The sequence below is a fragment of the Roseibium sp. RKSG952 genome, from assembly GCF_009711355.1.
In genome coordinates, this window is sequence record NZ_SMMF01000936.1 from 19,963 (window position 1) to 45,288 (window position 25,326).

Here is a 25,326-nt window from a genome sequence, read left to right on the forward strand (position 1 = left end):
ACTTCCGAAATGGCAGGAGCGGTCACGCTAGTCTCTTGAACCGGCTTTTTGCAAGAGATGGTCTGTCCCGACTTCATTCCGGCCGGTTTGAAACCGGCATCAGAAGTGCTCATCCGGACCTTTGTGACCAAAAATCCGGTTCGCCTCTTGTTCTTCTACCGGAATGCCATAGCCTTGCTGTCCGGCAGGAAACCGGCGGAAGCCCGGTGGTCAGGGAGATAAACATGGATACGGATTTCGAGGCGTCGGTGACGGATCGGCGGCTGAACCATTTTCCCGACTGGGTGTATCTTCTCAGAGAATATTACGAGGCTTACCGGTTTCTGTCTTCGGGCGGAAGTGACCGGATCCGGGCCCATCAGCGGGCCGTGAGGGAGGCGATCAGCCGGGTGCAAAAATCGAACGCCCCGTTGCGCTTCGACAGCCCCGCACACAAGCCGGTGACTGCCCATCTCAAAAGGGCGCTTGACGAAGGCCGTCTTGAGCGGACCGCCCCTCTGATCCGGGCAATCGAAACCGTTCAGGACAGTCTGATCTGGCAATATGGCTATGAAAAGATCCCGCGCGGTCTGGAACGCAATTATGCATATGCGGAAATCTGCGGTCCGAACGGACCTGTCCTGACGGACGAGGTGATTCTGGGCCTCGTTCTGTTCGCCCCCGATTGCACCTATCCGGCGCACGCGCATTCAGGCATATACGAAAGCTATCTCTGCCTGTCGGGAGCCGTCTCCGAAAACCACCAGGGGGTCTATGCCGCAGGCTCGATGATCTTCAATCCGCCCGAGCATACGCACCGGATCACGGTCTCCAAACTGGAACCGGCCCTGCTTGCCTATGCCTGGATCGGCCCGCGAGAGCTTCTCGCCGGCCAGAAAATGGTCTTCAACCGCAAGCGCCGCAGCAAATAGGCTCCAGTGGTTAATAAGCGCGGCGCGGTCAATGAAAACCGCGCCGCGTTCCAGGGTTTGTTGGCACTGCCACAAACGGTTTATTGCGGATCATAGTCCTTGTAGTTGTACAAAGCCTTTTGCGAATACCAGATGCCCTGCCGGCTGGAGGTCGTCGACCGCTGCTTGTTGGCCTCAGCGAACACCTTGCCGGCCTCACGGTTCTTGTTGGTGTGGTATAGCGACCATCCGCGCAGCATTTTCGCCCCGCGATCTTCCCGGCCTTTTGCCGCATTCTGTTCCAGCAGCGTCAGTGCTGTATCGTAGTTCCCGGCCTTGAACTCCTTTTGAGCATTCCGGACCAGCGAGTTCGAGCTTCTGGTGCTCCTGCGCGTGGATGCCCGGACGGGTGCCGAGGCAACCCGCAATTGCTCCAACTCGGCAACCGACGCATAGTCATCAGCATATTTGGCAAGAAGCGCATTTCGCTTTTTTATCTGCTTGGTATTTTGCGCAACCAGAATAGCGCCTATGGCAGCATTTTCGTTCGGCTCGAAATCCAGGGACTTGTCAAACCACTCCCCGGCCTCGGGCAATTTATCCTGCTCGTAGAAATACCAGCCGAGTATCTGGGCAGCGTCTGCGTCTCTCGCGTCATTCACGGAACTTGCAAAGCGGAACAGCCGCTGTCCTTCGATCGGAGTTTGCGGATCTTCTATGATCTCAAGCATCATCACCTGATGATAGGCCGTCCGGATAAGCGCATCATCGGAAGCGCGCTGATAAGCAAGGTTTTCCGCAGCCTCCAGATCACCCATTTCGCGCAGAGACAGCACGGCCCCTTCAATCGCCTTGTTGGAAGGGCCAACGTCCAATGAGAGCTGGAAGTAGGACAGCGCCCTAGGGTAATCGCGGCGCGTGAAATAATACCAACCAAGCAATTCAGCATCTGCCTGATTTCCGTTGACCCGCGCAGATGTATCAACATCGTCGAGATCTTCCTGCGTTGGCTTGACCTGCTTCTTGTTCATGGAAGTGATAATCGAGCTGCGGGCCAGATCGAGCGCCACCCCCTCGAACTCCGAGCGGCCGTAAAGTGTCCCCTGGTTGCCTTCAATCATCCGCTCGACAACCGGACGCGGGAACAGAACCGCCGCCTTCTGGACCGTCGCCCGGCGTTCGGCAGGGTTCCTGCAATTGGCCAGAATATAATAATACGCGTCCAGCGACTGGTCCGTGTTCCCTGTCTTGTTGAGCGCTTCAGCCGTGCGCCAGATCATGTCGATTTCCGCACACACCAGCAACTCCGGGTTCCGGGATGCCACTTCGATCACGGCCGGATAGTCCTTGCTGTCCGAAGCCGTTTTGATCTTCCGCCTTGCATCCTCCAGAACAATCTGGCGGGTCAGTTCATTTGATGGCCGGTAGCCGGGATTCTCCCGGACATATTCACGGATCTTGGCATATAGTTCTTGCGTCTTACCCGCCGCGAACAGGTCCCACAGCGGCTGCTCGTCAAGGATGACACGGTCCGTGTCGTAAATGTCTTCCGGCGGCTCCCATTCCGGGTAGAGGGATTGCAAGCGCCGGATTTCCGCAGACACGCGGGCGATCTCTCCGTTGCGGGCATAATACCGCAAGGCCGTTTCATCAACGCGTTTATTGTCAGGATCCAAATCGGGCGCAGAGGCAAGCGAACCATCCGGATTGGTCCGTGGAATTGCCCAGGGCTCGGCAGATCCACCTTGCCCGCCGGGCGCAGAAGAGCCGCTTCCGTCCAGCTCGAAGGTCTGGTTTTGCTGTGCGGGTGCGACTTCCCACGGCATGGTTTGTGCCTGCGCCAAGCCGCTGACCGTCAGCGCGGCAATCAGGCTCAATGTTCGAGCGACAGACATGATGGATACCTCTCAGCAATTAGGACGACCGTCAGGAACTGCAGCGCGGTCGGATAGTAGTTGTCGCCGCCAAGCTTGAGCAGCGACCCATTGAGTGGTGTGCCGTCGTGCAGGCACCGGCTCAAAGCAGCGATGGCCGAATATCCCCGCCCCTGCATCTGGCCAAGCCATTCACCCGATGAGGTTTCGACGACAGCCGCGCCGCCCATTTGCCGGGTGGCAAAGTCGGCTGCCAGATCCTGGCGCTTCGGATCATCATCAAACGCCAGATACAGGGGGATCCGGACCGCATTGTATCCAAAAGCATCCTCGAACTGCCGTGACGGGGCCACCCCGTCCGGATTGATTTCGATCCAGTCGGGCGGCAGGTAGGATGGCGCCTGTTGCGCCGCCGTCAGAAGGGCATCGCCGGAGGACGATATCCCTTCCCAAAGGCCGGAACTGTCGACAGAACCAGCCGCTTCAAACGCCGGATAAACCCAATAGGACAGATTGAAGGTCGTTGCGTCTTCGCTTTCAAAACCCTCCATGCCCGGAAGCAGGGCCGGTCCATAGGGCGTGTCTATGACAAGATCGCTCAGGATATCCCTGTATATATCTGCGGCAAGCCTGGCATCATTCTCGTTGCCCCATCGCTTGTAGGCTTCGACCAGCGCCCAGGCGATCAACAGATCACCATCGGTGGCATTGTTTGAATCGGTGACTTCGTAAGCGCCTGCTTCTCCTGTCCTTTCAACCTTCCAGGCAAACAGGTTATCCTCGCGGACCTGCAGGTTTGCTATCGCGAAATCGCGGATCCGCTCAAACGCGTCCCGGTCACCGGCAGCGACAGCCATCAACATGCCGTAGCCCTGACCTTCACTGTGGCTGATATCGTTGTTCGCATCGTCCTGGACGGCGCCGTCGTCGGTCACAAACGCCGCCAGGAAGTTCCGCCATGCCGCATTCATCCAGAGCGCCATGCCCGGATCCCCTTGCGCGACAGTTCCGAAGGAGGGCGTTTCAGGCATTGCGGGCGGGACAAGCGCCAGCAACGACAACGCGGCTCCCGACAGAAGACCTGCCAGTTTGGCTTTCCTCGTCATCGGCCGGCCCTTTTCAGCATGAACAGATAGACCGAGCCGAGCACGATCGCGAAGACAATCACGAACAGGCTGAACTCGAACGGATGATTTGACACCATCCCGGCCACCACAAGCCGGGTATTTTGCCAATTCAACGGATTGGCCGCATCGGCATAGTAAGTTGGCGACTGGAGCCTGCCGGACACGATCCGGCCATTTTCACTGTTGTAGTAGGACGTGTCGCCCTTGAGCCAGGAGAGGCGTTGCTGCCCTAGCAATTCGTCAACACCGAACTTGAGGTCCTCGATTGTGTTGCCGGTGACAACTGTCCAGGTTTCCTGTTTGACCGGCCGCCCGAGCAATGCATTCCATTGCCCTTCCGGCGTCAGATCCGAAGCGCGTTGTAAAAACACAACGTCCGCCCTCGCCGGATCACCCTGAACGATGGCGAGGTTTTGCCCGCCGATGTCGAACCCGTATTTGCGCAGCCAAACAGTAACGGTATCGTAGCCACTATCGAGCCAACCCGTTGAGCGAAGGTAGGCGTCTTCAAGACTGTCGCGCGAGAAGATCGGCCGCGAAGAGCTGGTCGTTTGCCCGGCATCGGGAAGGATTGTATCGGCAGTCAAGGGTCCGTCTTCGGTTGATGCAGCAATCACAGGCGAAGGGTTCGAAGTGGTTCGCGCGCCCCTCAACGACCTGATGCTGTCAACGGATTGTTTTGCCTTGCCACTCAACAGGCCCTCGGGTGCCACGATCAGCCCGGGCTTGTCGCCAACGAACCCGTTGATGCGCTTGATCGAGACCGGTTTTACTTGCTGGCTCATCGCGGCCGACGCGACGATCAGATCCGCAGCAGCCTCCAGCGCCTCGGGATGCCCTGCCGGGACCTGAATTGACGTGGACGCCGCATTGTCAGCCGGTGGCGGCACCATATTGGCCGCCGACAGGTTGGGCACCACACGCATGTCGGCAAACGACCCGAAGGTCATCGACGAGTTTGAGGAATTGAAGTACAGACGGTCATAGTTGCCATCGGCGGCAGCGACGCAGGCCTCATCACTCTCGGCAAGCGTTGTGAACTCGAACCGGACATCGTTCCGCCCGGCGCTGAACCCTCCAAGCGGGATGCTCAGCAGGTCAACGGGGTCGACACCTTCACCGGCGAGGCTGGCAGACGCCACAGGCTGGCCGTTTACGAAAATCTGCAGCCGGTTGTCGAATGACAGCGGGTTCAGCGTACGTGCATCCACCCCGATCCGGACTTTGCTGTAGTCGCCGGAAAACATGGCCTGTGGCAGATTGAGCGGGAACTCGACATTCATCTGTCGCCCGGTGAAGTTGATGCTCGGCACGCCGGCGTCGGCAAGGGTAATCCGCTCATTCGGGGACACATGGTACCCGAACTGGTTTTTGAATTGCCTCAAGCCTTCCGGTGAGCCAACAGCCGGAATGTCCTGTAACCGTGACGCCAGATTGTCGATCGCCTGATCCAGAGCGGCAGGATTGTCTGCCTCGACTACGAGCTGGAGCAAACCGGTCGAAGGATGTTCAAACAGGCGTATTCCGGGAAAGACCTGACGGCCGGACTGAAGCCGTGGCTGATATTTGGCAACTTCGTCATCGGTCCCGACAATGATTTCCAGCCCGGTCCCGTCAGTTTCCTGCGTGCCGATCCGCATGTCCGGGTTTGCGTACTGCCCGAAAGCTGCGACCAGCTGAGCCACTTCCAGTGCGCGATCCAGATGGGCACGATCGGTCAAGCTCGGACCTTTGAGAGCAATTTGGGTTGCCCCCACAGCGTTCGGCATAACCCCCCTCAAGGCACCCAATTCGCCCAGGGGCACGGGTTGCCCCGGAACATAACCGCTGGTGTAGACGAAACCGGTATTGGCCGGATTGACTGCCGTCCAAAGCTCCCAGGTCGCCGGAACACTGCAATCCACCCGGTGCCGGTGCCGTGCTGCAAAGGTCACCGAATTATAGCCTTCTTGCAAGAGCCCTGCGGGCAGGGAGAAGGTCTGGAGCGCTTCGCCACCGCTGGCATCAATCGGCATACGTCCCACAAGACGGTCGTTGACATAAATTTCCAGCGCCGACAGGTCAGGCAATATCGAAATCGCACTCAGCGCTTCGACCTGCAGCCCCCGGAGTTTCAACGCGTCTCCTTTTGGGACATACACATGAAAAGACTTCAGATTGTGCTCACCTTCAAGACGAAGCTGATTGATCGAGCCGGACACCCGGCGCAGGTGTTTGCCCTCAGCAGCCGGACCTTGGGCCGGAAACAGCGTCAGACCGGATAGTGTCCCTTCCTGTGCGCTTTGAGCAGAGGCAGACGGTGCCTGAAGTGTCAGGGCCGCCCCGGCCATCAAGACGGGAACGAGTGTTCTGGCAAAAGAAAACATCATTTTTCCTCACTTGACGCGGGCTTGGGCGGTGTTCAGTGGAGCCGGTTCCGCAGCAGGTTGCTTGTCGGCCGATCGGCTGGTCCGTTCTGAAATGGCTTCAAGAGGCACCCGCAAGCCCGACAAAATCGCCCACCGGATCAGCCGGAACGAGCTGCCCGTCACCGAACCGTAAACAAGCTTGCGTCCATGAAGCATGCGCGGAATGGTCAGGTCGCCATAAACCAGTGTGCTGGCTGCGGCCGCCCGCGACGGGATGTCTCCCATGAAGGCCGCGCCGAGAAGCGCGCCTCCAGCCGGAGATGTCCGCTGTGTTGCAATGCGCAGTTCGATCGTTTTGCTGTACTGCGAAGTGCCCGGACCTTCTTTGCCTTCACCGGCCAAACGGATGGTTGCAAGAGCACCGATTGCAGTGTGCAACTGGATCGGGCTCAAGGGCTCGATCAACACACCATTGGCATTGGCTTCACGAACGACAGCCGGAACCGACAGGCTTCCCTGTTCGAAGACCACCTTGCGGTTGGTGGTGACACGCGGGAAGCGGCGCACCTGCTTGCGTTCCAGAACAGCCCCGAGCCCTGCCCCGGCGATCAGCAGATTGAAAACCTGCCAGGTTCCGACCACGATCAACAGCGTCGTTTGCGACGGGTCGGTGAAAAGGCGCCACACGAACAGGGCCGTTCCGATCACCATCGCTGCGAAAAACAGGATGTAGGGCAAAGCCAGTCCGGACAGATGGTCCTTCTCCAGGGTCTCGCCTTTCGCGGTCACCGCAAATTTGGGCCGCCGCGGGTTCAGCATGACCGAGAAGATCGCAGAAGCGAGGTAGACCGACTGGATGTATTCGTAAAGCTCGGAGATCCAGGGCCAGCGCAGACGTCCATAGACCTTCGCCTGCACCGCCACCACCGCAGCGATATAGATAATGGTGTAGGCGATGAACTCCTGAGGCGAGGCCACATAGATGTTCATGTTGAAGATCAGGAACAAGAGCGGCGCGATCATGAAGGTCAGACGCGACAGGGGGAACAGCCAGAACAGCGTGTTCGTGGTGTAGGCCACCCTCTGGATCGGGCGCAGTCCCCTTTTAAACAAAGGATTCTTCAGCAACAGGATCTGCAGCATGCCACGGCACCACCGCGACCTCTGGCCGATGAAGCCTGAAAGGGTTTCAGGTTGCAGACCGGAAATCATCGGACGCGGAATATAGGCACTGTCCCAGCGCCGTGAGTGAAGCTCCAGCGAAGTCTCGCAGTCTTCGGTGATCGAAACCCCTGCAAAACCGCCCACTTCATTGAGCGCTGTCCGGCGCAGTACCGCAGCCGAGCCACAGAAGAAGGCAGAGTTCCACTTGTCGAGCCCGCGCTGGACCATCCCGTAAAACATGTCGTTTTCAGACGGCATGTATCCATGAGTGTCGAGGTTCTTCTCGACGGGATCCGGATTGAGAAAGAAGTGCGGCGTCTGGAGAAGGCCCAGTTTGGTGTCTTCGAAATATGCCACTGTTTCGCGGAGAAATTCCCGCGACGGCGCATGATCGGCATCGAAGACAACAATCAGTTCACCGGCCGATTCAGTCATCCCGAAATTCAGGTTACCGGCTTTTGCCCGTTCGTTCCGGGGCCGGGCCAGATACTTGGCTCCAAGTCTCTCGCAGATTTCCAGGAGCTCGTCGCGGCGCTTGAGCGCGGCTTGCGCGACGGCCGGATCACCGGAATTGACCCGTTCCCCGGTTGCACCATCATCCAGCAGATAAACGGTAAACTTGTCTTTCGGGTAATCGAGGTCGCAAGCTGCCGCAATGGTGCAAGCCACCAAGCCGGGATCTTCATTGTAACTCGGAATAAAGACATCAACCGTTGGCGCATCGGCGTCATTTGTCAGGTTTTTTCGGGGCCGCGTGTACGGATCTGCAACCATCATTGCCGACAGGAAGAACATGGCAATACAGAAAAATTCGGCTGCAAGCAGTATGATACCGGGAATGAAGTCGACAAGATTGTCGATCGGAGGGACTGTCTGTGTTGTCCGCCAATAGAGATAGCGCCCGACAAGCACGCCCCCCATCGCAATGAAAATCATTCGTGCAAGTTGACCCGGCACAAACCTGAGCAGAAGCATCGCGATCAACACAGAGATGCCCATTACAAGTTGTGTTTCGACAGATATCGGCAAGGACACAACAAAGAATCCGAACAGTGTCGCTAAAAGTGCCAATATGAAACCAAGATAACGTGCCATGCCAAGCCCCCAAAGGCTTTATACTTTAAAACTACTGAACAATACCTAAATCCAGCAGTTCGCCCAACGATGCAGCTGATGGATTGACTGCATTGTCACCTAACGTCAAGGCAGAATGCAAGTTTGCCCGCGCTCATGGAAATGCTCAAAAATGCAACCAACTGATCTCTCGACCTCCGTAACGCAAGACACGGGCCAACTGGCAAAGAAGCGCCGAAATCAGCGCATGTACGTAGAAATCAGAAGTGTCAGATAGAGGAAAACAGATATTTCAGCGAATAATTGCCATATTCGAATATGCAATTCCGGCCTGCGTCCCAAAATTGGAAAGTGTGCTGCGAAAAGCCGGCAACTCTTCACCATCTCATGAGCCAAATCTGCACACAGGTCAAATGTCCAATTCGGGAAGTGAATTAGGCTAACAGCCGGTATGGCAGTCTCTCGATCGGGTTCGAACCACCAGCCTCGCCGTCGAGCCAGTATCTGGAGACATCAGCGCATTGCGGTGCGCCGTGTCTCCGTTCTCCCAAAGGCAGACAAAAAACAACCGCCGCAACGGCTAGAAAAATTTCTTGGTCTTGAGACGCCGCCGGGTCAGACCACAAACTGAAAAATGACCCCGGACAAGACGGCTCCGCTCACCCCGAGACCCAGATAGGTGGCAAATACCCTTGGCTTGACCAGTGACCACACGGCCGCCATGGCAGGGATCGAACTGATGGCGCCCGCAATCATGAAAGCCATTGCCGCACCTGCGCTCATGCCCTGTTCGGTCAATCCGGCGAGCAGCGGCGGGGCGACATAAGAGTTCAAATAAGCCGGCATTCCGACAAGCGCGGCAATCACGATCGGCCCAAGCCCCTCCCCACCGACGACGCGCGCGATCAGACTGGCGGGAACATAGGTAACGAGCAAGGCTTCCAGCACATATGCCAGCGCCAGCCATTTCACCAGGAAGGCGGCATTCGCGATCAGTTCGGCACGGAATGTGGAACGCCGCGCCTCTTCCCGCCAAAACCGCCAAAGCGGCTTTCCGGCAAAGGGCGATGGCCCGCAGCCACAGCCATTCGGCGACACCGTCTTGAGAGGACTGCCAAAAGCCCCGCGATCCAGAAACACCTTTACGCTCAACCCGCCAAACAAGCCAAGCGCCACCGCAAAAACCGCCTTTCCGATTGCAAACGGCCATCCAAGCGAGGCAGCTGTGATCAGCAGGGTCGGCGGGTCGATCAGGGGCGATGACAACCAGAACGCCATGACGGCGGAAAGAGGGGCCCCGACCGCAAGCAATCCGGCAATGAAGGGGATGACCTCGCAGGAGCAGAATGGAGCCAGACCGCCAAAAAGCGCGGCAAGCGTAATCGCCTGCAGCTCCCTGCCCTGAAACGCACGGCCAATGGCCGCTTCCGCACCTGCCGCCTTCAGCAGGGCAATCAACAAAACGGCAATGGTGACATAGGGCAAGGTTCCGGCAAAAGCATTTGCAGCGAAGCGGACAACGCCAAAGGCATTTTCCGGATCAAGCAAGGCCACCAGAACCGGCACAGCGACGACCACCGTCCAGGGTGTCGCAAGACGTTTGGCGGCTGTTTTGGCGAAGGCCCAGCGATCCGGTGCGGCTACGGGCGTGGCGGCCGCACAGCAGGACGCTTCAGTCTTTGAAGACACCATCACAACACCTCCCCTGCAACTGAAACCGGATCACCGGAGGGCACTCCGGCCTCGGCACAACATTCTTTCAGGATATATCCGGCAAGGGCTTCGAGGTGATCGAACTCCGCCCGGCTGTTTACCGTGCGGCCGGACTTCTCCTGAGCGATCAGACCCGCAGAGGTGAGAAACTTCAGGTGATGCGCCAGGGTTGATGCCGCCAGCCCCGTCCTTGCCTGGATATCCCCGACCGCCAGCCCGTCCGGCCCTGCCTTGACCAGCGTCAGCAACACCTGCAGCCGCGCTTCCGAGCCGAGGGCTGCAAAGCCCTGTGCAGCCTGTTCGATAATCATGCCAACCTCAAAACCATATAACCAGTTTTATAGTTATATTAAGTTTTCGCAAGTTTCAAGGGCGTCCATGACTGCCCAAGACCAACAGCAGCCGTTTCAGATACATGCTTACAAATTCAGGCTGACTCGGCGGCCGCACTGCCACTGACCTGAGCCATCCAGTCCGACAGATTGTAGTAGGTGGTGATCCGGGCAATCTTGCCATCCCGGATCTCGAAAAAGCTGCCGACCGGGAGCTTGTATGTCTGCCCATTCGCTTCGGGCAATCCTTCATCCGTTTCCAGGTAGGTCCCGCTGATGATGAACTCAGCAGCGGCCCGGGTCCCATCTTCGGAGACCAGCAACATCAAGTCGGACAAGCGCTCCTTGTAGCAACGCGTCATATGAACATTGAAGGACCAGAACTTGTCCTTGCCAATCCGGCGCTCCCCCTGATTAACGTCATGGATCACGTCTTCCGTGACCAGACTTTCCATTTTTGCCGTATCGCCGGCGTTAAAGGCTGCAAAGTAGGTGTTGATCAGTGCGCGGGATTGTGTGTGCGGCATGAGAAAGGCCTTTATCCGGTGGAGCTACAGAATGCCGTCTGAACAGCATGTTGCACACAGCCTTTTCCGTTGTGCCGGAGAAATGCAAGCCCTCTTGCGTGGAAACCCTTAAAAACGAACGGCGAAGCCCAGCATGGGCCCATGGGTGACAGTGTCGTAGGAGAATGCCCCCTGCCCGGTCTTGTCATTGTCATTGTCATAATCAACGCCGGTGGCCTTGTATTGCAAATGAAGCGCATAGCGGTCGCTGAAGTGGTATCCAAACCCACCTTGCGCACCCCAGGTAAAATCCGACACCAGACCGAATCCACCGACATTGCCGCTGCCATAGACCGACCAGGCCGGTGTGAAAAAATACTGGCCACGCAAGCCGATCACCGGATCGACCCAGTTTTCGAGTATGTCCCTTGAAAAGCTGATACCGGGAATGGCTGCCGTGACTTCCAGGTCATTGTGCCACCAGCGCACGCCCGCATAGGCCTCCGCCCAGTTGCGGCTTTGCTGCCAGAGGCGGTAGCCCAGAAACGCTTCCGTCACGAGCTGTTTGACGCCGCTCTTGACCGATCCGCCAACAGTGGGAAACGTGGTTCCCGATCCGAGGTTCATATAGGCGACGTCAAGTGTAGCGCCCCAGCGATTGTCATAGAGCACTTCGAAATGCGCCATGGCTCCGAATTGCAGATTTTCGAAGATCGTCCCCGGGGACACATTGAGATCGGTGTTCGGCAAGCGCCCGACCTGGGCAGTGCCATCGATTGACGGAGCCAGAAGATAAGGCGCAAAAATGAACTGCCAGGTCTTTCCGGGCTCTGCTGGAGCTTGCACCGGCAACTCTACGGAAGGTTCGGCAAAAATATCCGCCGCCTGCGCTTCGCCTGCAACAACTCCCGCCAAAGCCAGTGAAAACAGTGCCCGCACACTTTCCTCCACGCATCGATCCCGCAACGGTAAAACGATAGGACACAAGACAGAGGCATTACAACTTTATAACGAATGTTTCCCGTATTTCATCAATCAAGTTCTGCGAGCGCCTTGCCTCTTGTCTCAATCCGGTATTTCCAGGTCACCCAGGCCCCAATCAGGGATGTGATGATCAGTCCGGCCAATAGCGCGTCCGTACCGATCGCTGCCAGAAGCACCGGAAAAAGAAAAGCGGTTGTGACCGCCCCGATCTTTGCAATCGACGCAGCAAGTCCCGCGCCTGCTCCCCGGAAACGCGTCGGGAAAACCTCGCCGGCGATCAGGTAGGTCTGCGCATTCGGACCAAGGTTGTTCATGAAATTGAAAAGCATGAAACCGGCAAAAATCAGCGGGACCTGCATGCTTTCTCCCAGATGACCGCCGAGCGAGGCAACAAAGAGCCCAACTGCACAGCCGATAAAGCCAAAAACCTGAAGGCGGATGCGCCCGACCTTGTCGGCCAGCAAAATCGCAAAAATGATCCCGACGATCAGCAACACATCTATCATCGCCGCGCCTTTGGCTGCCAGCATGTCATTTCCGACGAGTTCTGCCGTGGACCTTGCATGCCCGGGCGCGTTCCCGAATGCAGTTGCCAGAACCACCGGCGTAAATATCCCAATCCCGTAGGTTCCCAGATCCTGAAGAAACCACGGCACGGACGAGAGCATGATGGCCCGGCGCGCCTTGCGTTCGCGAAAGAGCGCCTTGAGACTTGCCAACCCGCCTTCGGACGCCTTGTCCGCGCGGACGTCTTTGGGAGGTTCAAGAACCACACGGTTCGGATATTGCGGATATCTTCGAAGCAGTTGCGTCATCGACTTCTCCGCTTCCGAAACCCGCCCTTTTTCCAACAGCCACATGGCGCTTTCGGGAATATAGAACCGTCCGATCGTCACCAGAACAGCCGGAATGATGGCTGCCGCATACATGTATCGCCATGCCTCAATAAACGGAAACCAGACTAGGACGAGATAACACATCCCGGTTCCCACAAGCGCCCCAATGGCCTGGAAACTGAACGCGCCAAGGACCAGCCGCCCTCTTTCGCGTGAAGGCATGTTTTCGGAAATCACCATATGCGCGGTCGGGTAGTCACATCCAAGCGCCACCCCCAGACCGAACAGGGCTATGAGCACCACGAGGTAGGATTGCGCGAACGCCAAAACCACCAGAAAGAACACAAACACGACCATCTCGATGATGAACATGTTGCGGCGGCCATAGTGATCGCTCAGCCCGCCAAGGGTGACCGCCCCGATCAGAATGCCGAAGAGTGTCGCCGCGCTGATCAACCCCACTCCAACCGCCGATAGTCCGAACTCGGTCGCAATCAATGTATGAGACACACCGGTCATGAAGACAATCATGCCCTCAAAGAATTTCCCGGCAGTCGCCAGCCACCAAATCCGCCATTGCATGGGTGTCAGCGCAATTTGACGCAAGGGCGTACCGTCCCGCCAAACCGGTGTTTCGTCAATATAGTCACCCGCCTGACGATATTCCGGTGGTTCAAAGGCAACCTTCTCCGCCACCTCGACAATTGTACGTGCGTCAACTTCGGCCATCTCAGCGCTCCGGGAAACCCCAACCTCGAAAGCACCGTAGAGGTAACTTGATGACAGATTTATTATTAATCAGCAAAACAAAATCTTATATTTGCTGTTATGTGTAAAAATTAATAAAAACCCAACCGAAACTTCATTAAATAACATTCAATCTCTTGAAATAATTACTTCTAATAATGCTTCCTACTTGATCTCTGATAGTGGTTTTCCTGCAGTTTCGATCCGGAAACGCCACGTGACAAGGGCTCCGGCAAGAGATGTCGCGACAAGTCCTGACAACAATGCTGTCTGCCCGAATTCCACCAGCAAGACGGGAAACAGAAAGGCGGTCAAAACGGCTCCAATCTTGGCCACGGAAGCCGCCAGACCTGCCCCCGCCCCCCTCAGGCGTGTCGGAAAGACCTCTCCGGCAAGCAAATAGGTTTGTGCATTCGGGCCAAGATTGTTCATCAGGTTGAACAGCATGACCCCGGCAATAACAAAATGGATCTGCTGGGTTGCGACAGCAAAGCTGCTCATCATGGCAAGGAACAGGCCAATTGCACAACCAACGAAGCCAAACACCTGCAACCGGATCCGGCCAACCCTGTCGGCGAGGATGACCGCGAGCACGATGCCCACGATCAACAGCAGGTCCAGCATGGCAGCCCCTTTGGCCGCCTCGATTTGCGTATGCAACAGCTCAGACAGCGAGCGGGCGTGCTGGGGGGCGTATCCGAAGGCCGTTGCGATGATCAGCGGCGTGAATATGCCGATGCCATAGGTCCCCAGATCCTGCAAGAACCAGGGGACGCAGGACAGAACCAGCGCCCGGCGGGAATTTTTTGTCTTCAAAAGCTCGCTCAGGCTCCTGAAACTGATCCCGATCGTTCCTTTCTGGTCATCCTGCTTCCGGGCCAGACGGACGCGGCTCGGATAGCGGGGCCGCCGGTCCAGCAATTGCTCCATCGCCTTTTCAGCCTCGGACACACGTCCTTTTTCCAGGAGCCACATGGCACTTTCAGGGATGTAGAACCGGCCGATCAAGACCAGGATCGCCGGGATAATGGCGATCGCATACATGTAGCGCCAGGCATGCAAATCCGGATGCACGACCAGAACCAGATAGGCAATTCCGGTTCCGACCAGAGCTCCAATCGCCTGAAAACTGAACGCACCAAGCACAAGCCGCCCACGCTCGCGGGACGGCATGCTTTCCGAAATGACCATATGTGCCGTGGGATAATCGCACCCGAGCGCCATCCCCATGCCGAACAATGCGATCAACACCGTCACATAGTGCTGCGACACGGTCAGGATGAACAGGAACAGGATAAACAGCACCATCTCGAAAATGAACATGCGCCGGCGGCCATAATAGTCGCTCAGACTGCCGAGCAGCGTTGCCCCTACCAGGATGCCGAGCAAGGTCGCAGCGGTAACGAGCCCGATCTGAACATTGGACAGCGCAAATTCACGGGCGATCAGCGCCTGGGAAACGCCGGTCATGAACACGATCATGCCTTCAAAAAACTTGCCCGCCGTTGCCAGCCACCAGATCCGCCATTGCATCGGCGTCAAAGCAGTGGAGGCGGCCGGGGTTCCATCCGGCCAAACCGGTGTTTCATCAAGGTAAGCGAGCGGCGAACGCCTGTCGTTTTGGGGCGAAGTGTCTTTGGATTGCGCGGGAAACGTGATGTTCGTGTCGTGTTTTGTCATCTGCGCACTTCACGTTTCAGGTTCTGGTCCCCGAAAGAAGAGTTAAAGGGTGTTCGGTGACAATTGCATGATGGTGCTCCGGCGACCTGCGCCGGGATCAGATCAGGTCATTCGCCCAAGCGCGGCGCTGCGACCTGCAAGCCCGGGGGCAAGAATGAGCAGCCGCCATCTCGTGGCCGGTAAAACCCTTCGTTTGGATTGTTGTTTCTGCCATTTCCGGAGAGCTCAACGCGGGGGACCGGAAACATGTGACCTCATGCCGGGTAACGCCCCGAACCCATGTATCTGTGCAAGCAATTAGGTACGGGAAGCGGGTTAGCCGTGCCCGGTCAGCCGATTAAACTATGAGGGTGCCTTATCACATCATTGCGCCGCAAGCTTGTGAACTATCCGTCATTGTTCAGCGGCAAGTTCCTGAACCACGGGACACTCAAAAACAGCCCCGTCAAGGGCATGCAATCGCCGGACTACGCCCGTTTTCCAGCACCAAGGGCTTGAAGCGGGAGCGCGCCAGGCGGCAACTCCAGTGCAAGTTTCGAAAAGCGCCCCCGGGGAACACGCCCCGGCCTGTTGTTTATGCGAAATTTGAGAGCGAGCCTGCAAGCACTCGCCCGAGATGTCTTATGACCGGCCCAGCATCCGGTCGAGGCTGATCGGGCCGGGTCCGGCTCCGGCAATCAGAAGCGACGCGAACCCGAACATGATTGCCAGCTCGCCGCCATTCAGGATCGGATAATGGCTGCGATGCGCGTGGAACAGGACGTAGACCACCGCCATGGTGATTGCCAGGATCAATGCCATCGGCCGCGTGAACAGGCCAACGGTCAATAGGCCACCGGCGACAAGCTGGATCACACCAATCAAGCCGCTTGTCGACATCAGCTCGACCCCGGTCTGGGAGGTCACCGGAATTCCGAAGAACTTGGAGGTGCCGTGCAAGAGCAGCAACAGACCGGTGGCAATGCGCAAAAGGCTCAGAAAAATATGCGTGAAACTGTTGAGGAAACGCATCAGGGGCTCCGTTGTGATCAAATCATGTCCGAGCCTCTAAAGCCATTTTGGTAACAAGCTGTGAACACGGCCTGAACTGCACCGAATTCAGGTGCGGCACGCCCTGGTGAATGGCCGCCCTCAATAGACCGGGAACCTGCGGCGGAGCCACTCATTGCGCGGGACAGCACCGTCAATCCGGTACTGGAAGCGCAGCACACGTGTGGCCCGGTCATCGATCTCGCAACGGAACGTGATGTCATACCACATGCCGCGGCTTCTGAAGGCCGCCTCACGCGGTTGCAGCACCGTGGCTCCGGGCGGCACGCGGAAGGTGGGGAGCAACTCGGGCGGCATCGGCGGAATTTCGTTTTCGAGCTGCCCGCGCAATTCGCTCAGACACAGCATGTTTGCACGCTGGTCGCGAGGTATGCCGTCCATGGCCCGCCGGGCCCGGCTGTCGCGGGACATTTGCTGCGAAAACAGGGTCCGGGCCGTGGTCAGGTTGCCAGGAGGTGGTGGCGGACTAGTGTTCCCGGAACTCTGGCCCGCAGCCCGCTGGCGCACCCGGACTGCAGGCTTTGATGCCGGGGCAGCCGCAGTGACAATCGGACCGACTGTCCCGAAGTCCTGCGAGCCCGGTTCAGCCTCCGCCGCCAAAGGCACGTCTCCGGAAGGCTCCACAACCGGGTCCGAAACGGGCTCCGCATCGGTGACTGCCTCCTCCGGCACCGTCTCTTCGGTCACGGCCTCTTCCTGCTCAACAACTTCTGGACCGGCTTCGCCAGTGTCAGCCGCGCCGTCTGCCGCAGCGTCCGTTCCGTTGCCCACAAGCTGGTCCGGGTCTTCGATTTCCGCCGGTGCCGAAGCAGTTTCTGGCGGACCTTCCTCGCCGGTCTCCGGCATGGTGTCCTCGTCCGCGAATTCGTCCACCGGCTGCAACACAGGCAGACCTTCAAGAGGCTGAGGCTGTTCGGCGCTGTCGGCCAGCTCTTCGGAAGACGGGGCAGGTTCGGGAGGCGGCGGGGTCTCGTCCTCTGCTGTTTCTTGCCGCTCTTCCGGCTTCGGGCCTTGCTCCGGCTGTTCGGCAACCTCCTCCTCTACGGGCTCAGGCTCCACCGGCTCGGGTTCGACCGGCTCGGGTTCGGCCTGCTCGATTTCCGGGGCCTGTTCTTCAGGTGCAGGAACCAGCTCGACGATGATCGGATCCTCAATCGGCTTCGGCTCGAAGCCTTCGACCTCAATCGCCAAACTGATACCAAGGATGACATGTAACAGGACCGACACGATCAGACCGCCGCTGAACAGCCAGCGGTCGGATGTTTCGCCTGCAATGTCCTGCCGTTCCGGCGGGCCGGGATTCATCAAGCCGTTTGATCCGGTTCCATTTGTGCCACTTGATAGCACGTCCCTGTCTTAACAAAAAACCCGGCGCAATCACGCCGGGTTTTGGAGTTTCGGATCACCTTGCAAGGCAGCCTAGCTGTCCAGGAAGCTGCGCAGCTTGCGCGAACGGCTCGGGTGCTTCAGCTTGCGAAGTGCCTTGGCCTCGATCTGGCGGATACGCTCACGCGTCACCGAGAACTGCTGACCAACCTCTTCCAGCGTATGGTCGGTGTTCATGCCGATCCCGAAACGCATCCGCAAGACACGCTCCTCACGCGGTGTCAAAGATGCCAGAACGCGGGTGGTGGTTTCACGCAGGTTCGCCTGGATGGCCGCATCGATGGGCAGAACCGCATTCTTGTCCTCGATGAAGTCGCCAAGATGCGAATCTTCCTCGTCCCCGATCGGCGTTTCCAGCGAGATCGGTTCCTTGGCGATCTTCAGAACCTTGCGAACCTTTTCGAGCGGCATCTGCAGCTTTTCGGCCAGTTCTTCCGGAGTCGGCTCGCGGCCAATCTCGTGCAGCATCTGGCGGGAGGTCCGCACGATCTTGTTGATCGTCTCGATCATGTGCACAGGAATACGGATGGTCCGGGCCTGGTCGGCGATCGAGCGGGTGATCGCTTGCCGGATCCACCAGGTCGCATAGGTGGAGAACTTGTAGCCGCGCCGGTACTCGAACTTGTCCACCGCCTTCATCAGGCCGATATTGCCTTCCTGAATGAGATCCAGGAACTGCAGGCCCCGGTTGGTGTACTTCTTGGCAATCGAGATCACGAGGCGCAGGTTTGCCTCGACCATTTCCTTCTTGGCGATCCGCGCTTCCCGCTCGCCCTTCTGCACCATGGACACGATGCGGCGGAACTCGGTGATCTCAAGGCCGGTCTCGGTGGCCAGTGTCTGGATTTCCTGACGAAGACCGCGAATCATATCGCCCTCCTCGGCAACAAATTTCTTCCAGCCCCGGGTGGAGAGATTGGCAACCTTGCGAATCCAGTTCGGATCCAGCTCGGCCCCCTGATAGTGCTTCAGGAAGTCGGCACGGTCGACACGGTATCCATCAGCCAGACGCAGAAGCCGGCCTTCATAACCCATCAGCCGCTTGTTGATGTCGTAAAGCTGTGCGACCAGAGCCTCGATCCGGTTCTGGTTGAGCGACAGGCTCTTCACGTCAACGACAATGTCTTCCTTGAGCTTCTTGTAGCGGCGCTCCTGGCTCGGCGACAGCGTTTTGTTGGCCAGCTTGTTCTCGACCAGCTGATCCTGAAGGCGGCGCAGCTTCTTGTACTCTTCGGCAATGTTGTCGAAGGTTTCCAGAACCTGAGGCTTCAGCTCTGCTTCCATGGCCGACAAGGAAACGTTGCTTTCGAACTCGTCGTCGTCCTCGCCTTCGCCTTCCGCGTCGCCATCGGCGTTCTCGGCATCGTCGTCCATGCCCGGACGTGCCTCGGCAGACGTTTCGCCCTCCGGATCGTCATCGTTGTCGCCCTGCGGACCGGCCTTGGCATCCGGCCCTGCATAAGTGGCTTCCAGATCAATGATGTCGCGCAGAAGGATGTTGCCTTCGTTGAGCTCGTCACGCCAGATGATGATTGCCTGGAAGGTCAGCGGGCTTTCGCACAGGCCCGCAATCATCGCCTCGCGGCCGGCCTCAATGCGCTTGGCAATCGCGATTTCGCCTTCACGCGACAACAACTCGACCGAGCCCATCTCGCGCAAATACATGCGCACCGGGTCATCGGTCCGGTCCGTCGGCTCCTTGGCGGTCGTGGTCTTGGCAACGGCACCATTGGAGGCCGCCACCAGATCACCGCCCTCGACCTCTTCCGGTGCCTCTTCGACCTCTTCCGCTTCGATCACATTGATGCCCATGTCGGAAAACATGGACATGATGTCTTCGATCTTTTCCGATGAGACCTGCGATGACGGAAGCACCTCGTTCAGCTCGTCATAGGTCACATAGCCGCGTTTTTTCGCGGCCTTGATCATTTTCTTGACAGCTGCATCCGACAAATCGAGAAGCGGGCCGTCCTGGCCCTCGCCTGTTGTCTCTTGCGTGTCGTCTGCTTGCGTCGCTTTGGCTACCATATTTTGCTCCAGAACCGCAGTCTCTCAAAAGAGATCCTGCGCTGCGCCCGAATTCTGTCTCAAGTTCCGATGCGATCCGCGTGCCGAATGAGCGGCCCTGCCCCGATCAAACATCGCTCACCTGATTCGATTAGTTAAAGTCGTGTCTCTTAAGTCCCAATTAACCGTAGGTAAGAGCCGGGAACTTTCTTTTTGTCTCCAGCTCTCCAAACGATTTAAGCGGCAGGATGGCCCGCCGCGCACGATCTCCGGATTGAGCAGCAATTCATATGGGTTTGTCCGAGGCCTTACGCCGTTCCAGGACTTTTTTTGCTGCGACTGTTCTATTTAGCTCGACGCGCAAGATTCGCAAGTGTGATTCTCGTTTCGTCAATACAATTCGGTGTTTTTTCTAAAAAATAGTTAGGATTACCGGGCACAAATCACCCTCCATCAGGAAATCCCTTAGCTATTTGGCGAGGGCTTCCAGATCCGCCGTCCCGGATGCCGTCCGCAGTTTCTTGGCGCGTTCGGCCAGTTCACCCTCGGTACGCGCGCACTCCTCGCGCCTGCGGCCCAAATCCTGGGTCAGTGCGCGCATCCGGTTCCAAAGAGCTTCATCGAGATCCTCTTCGGCCTGGGCCATCTCGCTTTCAAGCTCCGCTTCGAGCCCGCGCAGCTCGATCACGTCGAGGAAATGCAGAAACGCCGCTTCGACAAAATCTTCCGGCGGATTGCTCTTGAGCAGTGGAAACCGCTGGACCAGCGCTGAAAAACTGGCCGAACGGCTGGCCCCTTCCGCGTTCACGGTGAATTCATGAACCAGCTGGTGGAGCGAGTCGTCAAAAAGATGCTCCAGCTCGGCGACCGGAGTTTCCAGCGACCGGTCCGCAAGCCGGCACAGGGCATCGCGAAACCGCTGGTGCAAGGCGTCGGACAATGGCAGTCCGGCAATCCGCTCGACATGCCGGTCAAGCAGATCCGGGTATTTCAGGCAAAGACCGCAAAACAGCCTTTCAGTCCCGAACAGGGGCGTATCGGGAACCGACTGGCGCACGGGCGCTGCGGAAAACCCCGCTTGATCCTTGCTCCCGTTCCGGCGTTGCCGCGACCGCTCGAAAAACAGGTTCGACAACCGTACCTTCAGATCCAGCTGATACCGGCGGCGCACCCGCTCGTCGCGAATGGTCGCAACCATGTCGTCGAACTGCTTTTCCAGCGCAGCCTTGCGTTCAGGCGTATCCAGCCGGGCAACAGAGATTTCGCGGTCCCACACCGCTTCGAACAGGGACTGGGCCGCAGCGGTTGCAGCGTCAAACCCCGCCACGCCCTGTTTCCGGACAAGATCATCCGGGTCCATGCCATCGGGCAAGAAGCAGAACTGGAACGAATAGCCGCTCTTCAGAACCGGAAAGATCCGGTCGATCGCCCGGTGTGCAGCCGAAACACCGGCAGCATCGCCATCGAAACAGATCACCGGCTCCGGCGCAAACCGCCACAAGCGCAAGACCTGATCCTCGGTAAAGGCGGTTCCCAGACTTGCCACCACATGGTGGATACCGGCCTGCCACAAGGCAATCGCATCAAGATAGCCTTCGACCACCACCGCCTGCCCGCTCTTGAACGCAGGTTCCCTGGCCCGATGTGCGTTGAACAGCATGGTGCCCTTGTGAAACAGCGGCGTTTCCGGAGAGTTCAGATATTTCGGCTGACCGTCAGGGTCGAGCGTGCGCCCGCCGAAGGCCACCACCCGCCCGCGATCATCCTGGATCGGGATCATCAACCGGCCGCGGAACCGGTCATAGGATGGCCGGCCATCGTCGGGGCGGATCACCAGTCCCGCTTCGACCATCATGTCCTCTGGCACGTCCTTCAGCGCCAGAAAGCGCTTGAGCGCGTCGCGGCTGTCAGGTGCATAGCCGAACCGGAACTCGCCCAGTGTCTCCGGTTTGAAGCCGCGCTTCAGCGCATAATTGCGCGCTGTTTCACCACGTGGCGCAGAGAACTCGCCCTGAAAAAAGCGCGCCGCCAATTCGCACACGTCTGCAAGGCTGGCGCGTTTTTTCTCCCGCCGGGCGGCTTGCGGGTCCGGCGCGGGGAGAGCCACACCAGCCTGCTCGGCCAGCCGTTCAACCGCCTCGGGAAAGGACAAGCCCTCGGTCTCGGTCAGAAACCGGAAATGATCACCAGACGCGCCGCAGCCGAAACACTTGTAGCGGTTGCGCCGGTCGTCGACGTGAAAACTCGGACTTTTTTCCTGGTGAAACGGACAACAGGCCCAGTAATCGCCCTTGCCGGGTTGCGTCTTGCGCCGGTCCCACGTCACCCGGCGTCCGACCAGGTCGGACAGGGGCAGACGGGCTCGAATCTCATCAAGCAGGCGGTTGTCAAAGCGCATGAACGGATCGGTTGTCTTTTTGTCGGTGAAACACGCTGGCCCGGGAGCCCGGTTTGCGCGCAAGCGCATAAATATACCCCGGCACACCGTTCAGATACAGCCTGCCGGTTCGCAGTGAATAGCCTGTTGGAAACTCGTGGTGCCGCAGCCCCTACCCCTTGGAGGAACCGGCTCCCTGCACATTGTTTGTAGGGGCCGCCGGCTCCGACCTCAGAAGGTCCTTCACCAGACATGACGCCTGAACGAAATCCATCTTGTCCGGATAACGTGCCTTAAGTTCCGACATACAGCGGCCGATGTCGCGCAAGCCATGGGCATCGATGTCCTTCAGGGTCGCCTCGCACAGCTTGCGCATCTCCGCATCGTCCAGCCGTTCCGGCAGGAACTCCTCGATAATGTCGCGCTCCGCACGCTCCTGTTCGGCGAGATCAAGCTGCCCGCTTTGCTCGAACTCATCGCCTGAAACATCGCGCTGGCGAACCATTTTCTGCAATATATCAAGAACTTCGGCCTCGCTAACGCCGTCGCGGCCCTGCTCACGCGCAGACGCGTCGCGATCCTTTATCGCCGTCTGGATCAGGCGCAAGGTCGCCGTCCGGCGCTTGTCTCCATCGGCTTTCGCGGCTTTCAGGGCCGACTGAATCTGTTCGCGCATCATTTACCTCTGCCGCTTTTTTGGCGTGACCGCCCAAGAGCGCGCCCCTTTAGCATGCGCGCGCCAAAACTTCGACAACAACCGACAAGTCATTGATAAATATTATCTTATTTTCCAATGATCAATATTGACGATTGCACCTGCTTCCCCTAGATTGCCGCTCTTAATGCAGACGGCTTTGCCAGGTTTATGCCTGCTGCGTGCCCGCCCCTTCTGCAGCGCATGATGTCATCAACTATACTTGGAACGCAACACATGTCGACTGCCGACGCATGGTCTTCAAAACCGGCGACCGCCCTTCTCGTGCTCTCCGACGGTAGTGTCATTGAAGGTGAGGGCTTCGGCGCCACCGGTCAATCCGTTGGCGAAGTCTGTTTCAATACGGCCATGACCGGTTATCAGGAAATCCTGACCGACCCGTCCTACGCCGGCCAGATCATCACCTTCACCTTCCCCCATATAGGGAATGTCGGGGCCAATGACGAGGATGTGGAAACCGTCAATATGACCTCCCAGTCGGGAATTCGCGGCTGCGTCCTGAGCGCGCGCATCACCGACCCGGCCAATTACCGCTCCGCAAAGCATCTCGACACGTGGCTAAAGGCCCGCGGGATTGCCGGTATCAGCGGGGTCGACACACGGGCCCTGACCGCCCTGATCCGTGAAAAGGGCGTTCCGAATGCGGTGATTGCACACGACCCGGACGGCAATTTCGATATCGAGGCCCTCAAGGCAGAGGCCGCCGCCTGGCCGGGCCTTGAGGGCATGGACCTCGCCAAGGAGGTCTCGGCCACTCAAACCCACCCATGGTCGGAAGGCACCTGGGAATGGGACAAGGGTTACCCGGACCGGGACAGCAGCGAGTTCAAGGTGATCGCCCTCGACTTTGGCGTCAAGCGCAACATCTTGCGCCTGCTGAACGATGCCGGTTGCGATGTCACCGTCGTCCCAGCTGACACACCCGCAGACGCCATTCTTGAACAAAATCCGGATGGTGTCTTTCTGGCAAACGGACCGGGAGACCCGGCCGCGACCGGCACGTATGCGGCCACCACCATCAAGACCCTGATCGACAAGGGCGTCCCGACTTTCGGCATCTGTCTGGGACACCAGATGATGGCGCTGGCGCTTGGCGGCAAGACAATCAAGATGCACCAGGGCCATCACGGCGCCAATCACCCGGTCAAGGACAACACCACCGGCAAGGTGGAAATCACCTCGATGAACCACGGCTTCGCCGTCGATGGAACCAGTTTGCCGGACAATGTCGAAGAGACCCATGTTTCCCTGTTCGACGGTTCCAATTGCGGCCTGCGGGTCAAGGACAAGCCGGCCTTTTCGGTCCAGTACCACCCGGAAGCCTCGCCCGGACCCCGCGACAGCCACTACCTGTTCACCCGCTTCACCGACATGATGCGGAACGCCCGGACCTGAGCCTCACCTCCGGACGAAGAAACGGAAAAAGCCCGGCCAATCGACCGGGCTTTTAATTTTGTCGAAAAGGCGCTGCGCCTGTTTTTCAGAAAGATGGCCCTACTTCCCGGCTCGCGCACTCCAACGGCGCAGCCGTATGATTAGACCCGAAACGCTGGGCGCAACCACCAAATCCAAGTGCGACCGGATGCTTAGCGTTCGCCTACCAGCTGCTTCAAAGAACTCAGAACATTGTCGACTTCTGCGACCTGCTCTTCAACAAGCGCTTTTTGCTCTGCCAGCAGAAACTGCTGGTTCTGGCAAATCTCCAGAAGTTCGGTGTATTGCTGGGTTTTGGGCGCACTGCCTTCAACCAGCTTGATGACCCTGCGGATTTCCACGAGAGTCAGACCTATTTTCTTTGCCTGCAAGATCACGCGCATCCGGGAAACGTCGCGCTGACCGTAAAACCGGCGCGCGCCACGGCGCACCGGGTTGAGCAGCCCCTTTTCCTCATAGAAACGCAAGGTGCGCAGCGTTACCCCGAACAGCTCCGACATTTCGGAAATGGCGAGAGCCCGATCATCCTGCTCTGCTGCAACATCAACCGGTCCAGCAATATCCGGGACCACCACCATTTGGGTTGCGAGATTGTTCATTTCACTTGCCCGATCTTGTTGTTTCACGTGTTCGGCCGCTCACTTGAACCTCACCTTGCGACAGCGTCCACCAACGCTGCAGCCCGGTCCCACACGAAGTTCGTGGAACGAGTCCAACTGACGCTTCGGCACATGCCCAAGCGTCAACCGCACTCACACAGATTTTATGAATGCCTTCATACACTGTTTTCACCACAATAATCCATGCTAAATTTTCGTCCAATCGGTCATTTTTAAAGCATTCAGCCACCTTTTGTCGCATCAGAACCGTTTTCGAGTCCCCTTGACTGTTCACGTTCAACAGCACCATGAAATATTCAGAAACAAATGTATCCGGAATATTGATAAAACTTAATATCGATAATCAAAATACAAGAAGAGTATTCAGAAGCCTTATAAAGACCTCAAAATCCCTTATCATGACTTTTCCGAGAAAATAAATCCCCCGAGGCACAATTCTACATTGACCTTGGCAATATATAC

18 protein-coding genes are annotated in these 25,326 nt (G+C 57.8%); 2 read left to right on the top strand and 16 right to left on the bottom strand.

Features of this window, described 5'->3' with window-relative positions:
- Window positions 1–224: 224 nt before the first annotated feature.
- Window positions 225–911: a dimethylsulfonioproprionate lyase family protein gene (locus E1297_RS26535; protein WP_155143595.1), complete on the top strand. Its 687-nt coding sequence runs from the start codon at window positions 225–227 to the stop codon at window positions 909–911.
- A gap of 80 nt (window positions 912–991) precedes the next feature.
- Here the strand turns inward: E1297_RS26535 and E1297_RS26540 are convergent, their stop codons facing one another.
- From E1297_RS26540 to E1297_RS26610, 15 genes are all read right to left on the bottom strand, one after another.
- On the bottom strand, window positions 992–2,785 hold the full coding sequence (locus E1297_RS26540; RefSeq protein ID WP_155143597.1) for a tetratricopeptide repeat protein: 1,794 nt from the start codon (window positions 2,783–2,785) through the stop codon (window positions 992–994).
- Window positions 2,764–3,870, bottom strand: a complete 1,107-nt coding sequence (locus E1297_RS26545) for a glycosyl hydrolase family 8 (protein WP_155143599.1) — start codon at window positions 3,868–3,870, stop codon at window positions 2,764–2,766. The genes E1297_RS26540 and E1297_RS26545 overlap by 22 nt, the downstream gene beginning before the upstream one ends.
- Window positions 3,867–6,260, bottom strand: coding sequence for a cellulose biosynthesis cyclic di-GMP-binding regulatory protein BcsB (locus E1297_RS26550; protein ID WP_155143601.1), 2,394 nt, complete (start codon window positions 6,258–6,260; stop codon window positions 3,867–3,869). The genes E1297_RS26545 and E1297_RS26550 overlap by 4 nt, the downstream gene beginning before the upstream one ends.
- A 6-nt stretch (window positions 6,261–6,266) precedes the next feature.
- Complete coding sequence (gene bcsA, locus E1297_RS26555) at window positions 6,267–8,498, bottom strand: UDP-forming cellulose synthase catalytic subunit (protein WP_155143603.1); 2,232 nt, start codon at window positions 8,496–8,498, stop codon at window positions 6,267–6,269.
- 594 nt (window positions 8,499–9,092) lie between these two features.
- Entirely contained in the window at window positions 9,093–10,169 is a 1,077-nt protein-coding gene (locus E1297_RS26560; RefSeq protein WP_155143605.1) for a permease, read from the bottom strand.
- Window positions 10,169–10,501 carry a helix-turn-helix transcriptional regulator gene (locus E1297_RS26565; protein ID WP_155143606.1) on the bottom strand — a complete coding sequence of 111 codons (333 nt, stop codon included), beginning with the start codon at window positions 10,499–10,501 and terminating at the stop codon, window positions 10,169–10,171. The genes E1297_RS26560 and E1297_RS26565 overlap by 1 nt, the downstream gene beginning before the upstream one ends.
- A gap of 116 nt (window positions 10,502–10,617) precedes the next feature.
- On the bottom strand, window positions 10,618–11,049 hold the full coding sequence (locus E1297_RS26570) for a ketosteroid isomerase-related protein (RefSeq protein ID WP_155143608.1): 432 nt from the start codon (window positions 11,047–11,049) through the stop codon (window positions 10,618–10,620).
- Window positions 11,050–11,157: 108 nt separating this feature from the next.
- Window positions 11,158–11,979, bottom strand: coding sequence for a hypothetical protein (locus E1297_RS26575; protein ID WP_155143610.1), 822 nt, complete (start codon window positions 11,977–11,979; stop codon window positions 11,158–11,160).
- 80 nt (window positions 11,980–12,059) lie between these two features.
- On the bottom strand, window positions 12,060–13,577 hold the full coding sequence (locus E1297_RS26580) for an MFS transporter (RefSeq protein WP_155143612.1): 1,518 nt from the start codon (window positions 13,575–13,577) through the stop codon (window positions 12,060–12,062).
- Window positions 13,578–13,760: 183 nt separating this feature from the next.
- Entirely contained in the window at window positions 13,761–15,275 is a 1,515-nt protein-coding gene (locus E1297_RS26585) for an MFS transporter (protein WP_155143614.1), read from the bottom strand.
- Between the two features lie 621 nt (window positions 15,276–15,896).
- Window positions 15,897–16,286: a DoxX family protein gene (locus E1297_RS26590; protein WP_155143616.1), complete on the bottom strand. Its 390-nt coding sequence runs from the start codon at window positions 16,284–16,286 to the stop codon at window positions 15,897–15,899.
- A 120-nt stretch (window positions 16,287–16,406) separates the two neighbouring features.
- The gene (locus E1297_RS26595; protein ID WP_155143618.1) at window positions 16,407–17,630 is read right to left on the bottom strand and encodes a DUF930 domain-containing protein; all 1,224 of its coding nucleotides are present in this window, start codon (window positions 17,628–17,630) and stop codon (window positions 16,407–16,409) included.
- 114 nt (window positions 17,631–17,744) lie between these two features.
- On the bottom strand, window positions 17,745–19,739 hold the full coding sequence (gene rpoD / locus E1297_RS26600; protein WP_155143620.1) for an RNA polymerase sigma factor RpoD: 1,995 nt from the start codon (window positions 19,737–19,739) through the stop codon (window positions 17,745–17,747).
- Window positions 19,740–20,187: 448 nt separating this feature from the next.
- Window positions 20,188–22,116, bottom strand: a complete 1,929-nt coding sequence (gene dnaG / locus E1297_RS26605) for a DNA primase (RefSeq protein WP_155143685.1) — start codon at window positions 22,114–22,116, stop codon at window positions 20,188–20,190.
- Between the two features lie 151 nt (window positions 22,117–22,267).
- Complete coding sequence (locus E1297_RS26610; RefSeq protein ID WP_155143687.1) at window positions 22,268–22,771, bottom strand: GatB/YqeY domain-containing protein; 504 nt, start codon at window positions 22,769–22,771, stop codon at window positions 22,268–22,270.
- A 255-nt stretch (window positions 22,772–23,026) separates the two neighbouring features.
- Between E1297_RS26610 and carA the strand changes: the two genes are divergently transcribed.
- Window positions 23,027–24,205, top strand: a complete 1,179-nt coding sequence (gene carA / locus E1297_RS26615; RefSeq protein WP_155143622.1) for a glutamine-hydrolyzing carbamoyl-phosphate synthase small subunit — start codon at window positions 23,027–23,029, stop codon at window positions 24,203–24,205.
- A gap of 191 nt (window positions 24,206–24,396) precedes the next feature.
- Here carA and E1297_RS26620 read toward each other — a convergent pair whose 3' ends face one another.
- On the bottom strand, window positions 24,397–24,843 hold the full coding sequence (locus E1297_RS26620; RefSeq protein WP_209016012.1) for a MerR family transcriptional regulator: 447 nt from the start codon (window positions 24,841–24,843) through the stop codon (window positions 24,397–24,399).
- Window positions 24,844–25,326: the final 483 nt, after the last annotated feature.

Coding starts and splice junctions, on each gene's coding strand:
- E1297_RS26535 (WP_155143595.1), top strand. CDS start 225: ATGGATACGGATTTCGAGGCGTCGGTGACGGATCGGCGGCTGAACCAT.
- E1297_RS26540 (WP_155143597.1), bottom strand. CDS start 2,785: ATGTCTGTCGCTCGAACATTGAGCCTGATTGCCGCGCTGACGGTCAGC.
- E1297_RS26545 (WP_155143599.1), bottom strand. CDS start 3,870: ATGACGAGGAAAGCCAAACTGGCAGGTCTTCTGTCGGGAGCCGCGTTG.
- E1297_RS26550 (WP_155143601.1), bottom strand. CDS start 6,260: ATGATGTTTTCTTTTGCCAGAACACTCGTTCCCGTCTTGATGGCCGGG.
- bcsA (WP_155143603.1), bottom strand. CDS start 8,498: ATGGCACGTTATCTTGGTTTCATATTGGCACTTTTAGCGACACTGTTC.
- E1297_RS26560 (WP_155143605.1), bottom strand. CDS start 10,169: ATGGTGTCTTCAAAGACTGAAGCGTCCTGCTGTGCGGCCGCCACGCCC.
- E1297_RS26565 (WP_155143606.1), bottom strand. CDS start 10,501: ATGATTATCGAACAGGCTGCACAGGGCTTTGCAGCCCTCGGCTCGGAA.
- E1297_RS26570 (WP_155143608.1), bottom strand. CDS start 11,049: ATGCCGCACACACAATCCCGCGCACTGATCAACACCTACTTTGCAGCC.
- E1297_RS26580 (WP_155143612.1), bottom strand. CDS start 13,577: ATGGCCGAAGTTGACGCACGTACAATTGTCGAGGTGGCGGAGAAGGTT.
- E1297_RS26585 (WP_155143614.1), bottom strand. CDS start 15,275: ATGACAAAACACGACACGAACATCACGTTTCCCGCGCAATCCAAAGAC.
- E1297_RS26590 (WP_155143616.1), bottom strand. CDS start 16,286: ATGCGTTTCCTCAACAGTTTCACGCATATTTTTCTGAGCCTTTTGCGC.
- E1297_RS26595 (WP_155143618.1), bottom strand. CDS start 17,630: ATGAATCCCGGCCCGCCGGAACGGCAGGACATTGCAGGCGAAACATCC.
- rpoD (WP_155143620.1), bottom strand. CDS start 19,739: ATGGTAGCCAAAGCGACGCAAGCAGACGACACGCAAGAGACAACAGGC.
- dnaG (WP_155143685.1), bottom strand. CDS start 22,116: ATGCGCTTTGACAACCGCCTGCTTGATGAGATTCGAGCCCGTCTGCCC.
- E1297_RS26610 (WP_155143687.1), bottom strand. CDS start 22,771: ATGCGCGAACAGATTCAGTCGGCCCTGAAAGCCGCGAAAGCCGATGGA.
- carA (WP_155143622.1), top strand. CDS start 23,027: ATGTCGACTGCCGACGCATGGTCTTCAAAACCGGCGACCGCCCTTCTC.
- E1297_RS26620 (WP_209016012.1), bottom strand. CDS start 24,843: ATGAACAATCTCGCAACCCAAATGGTGGTGGTCCCGGATATTGCTGGA.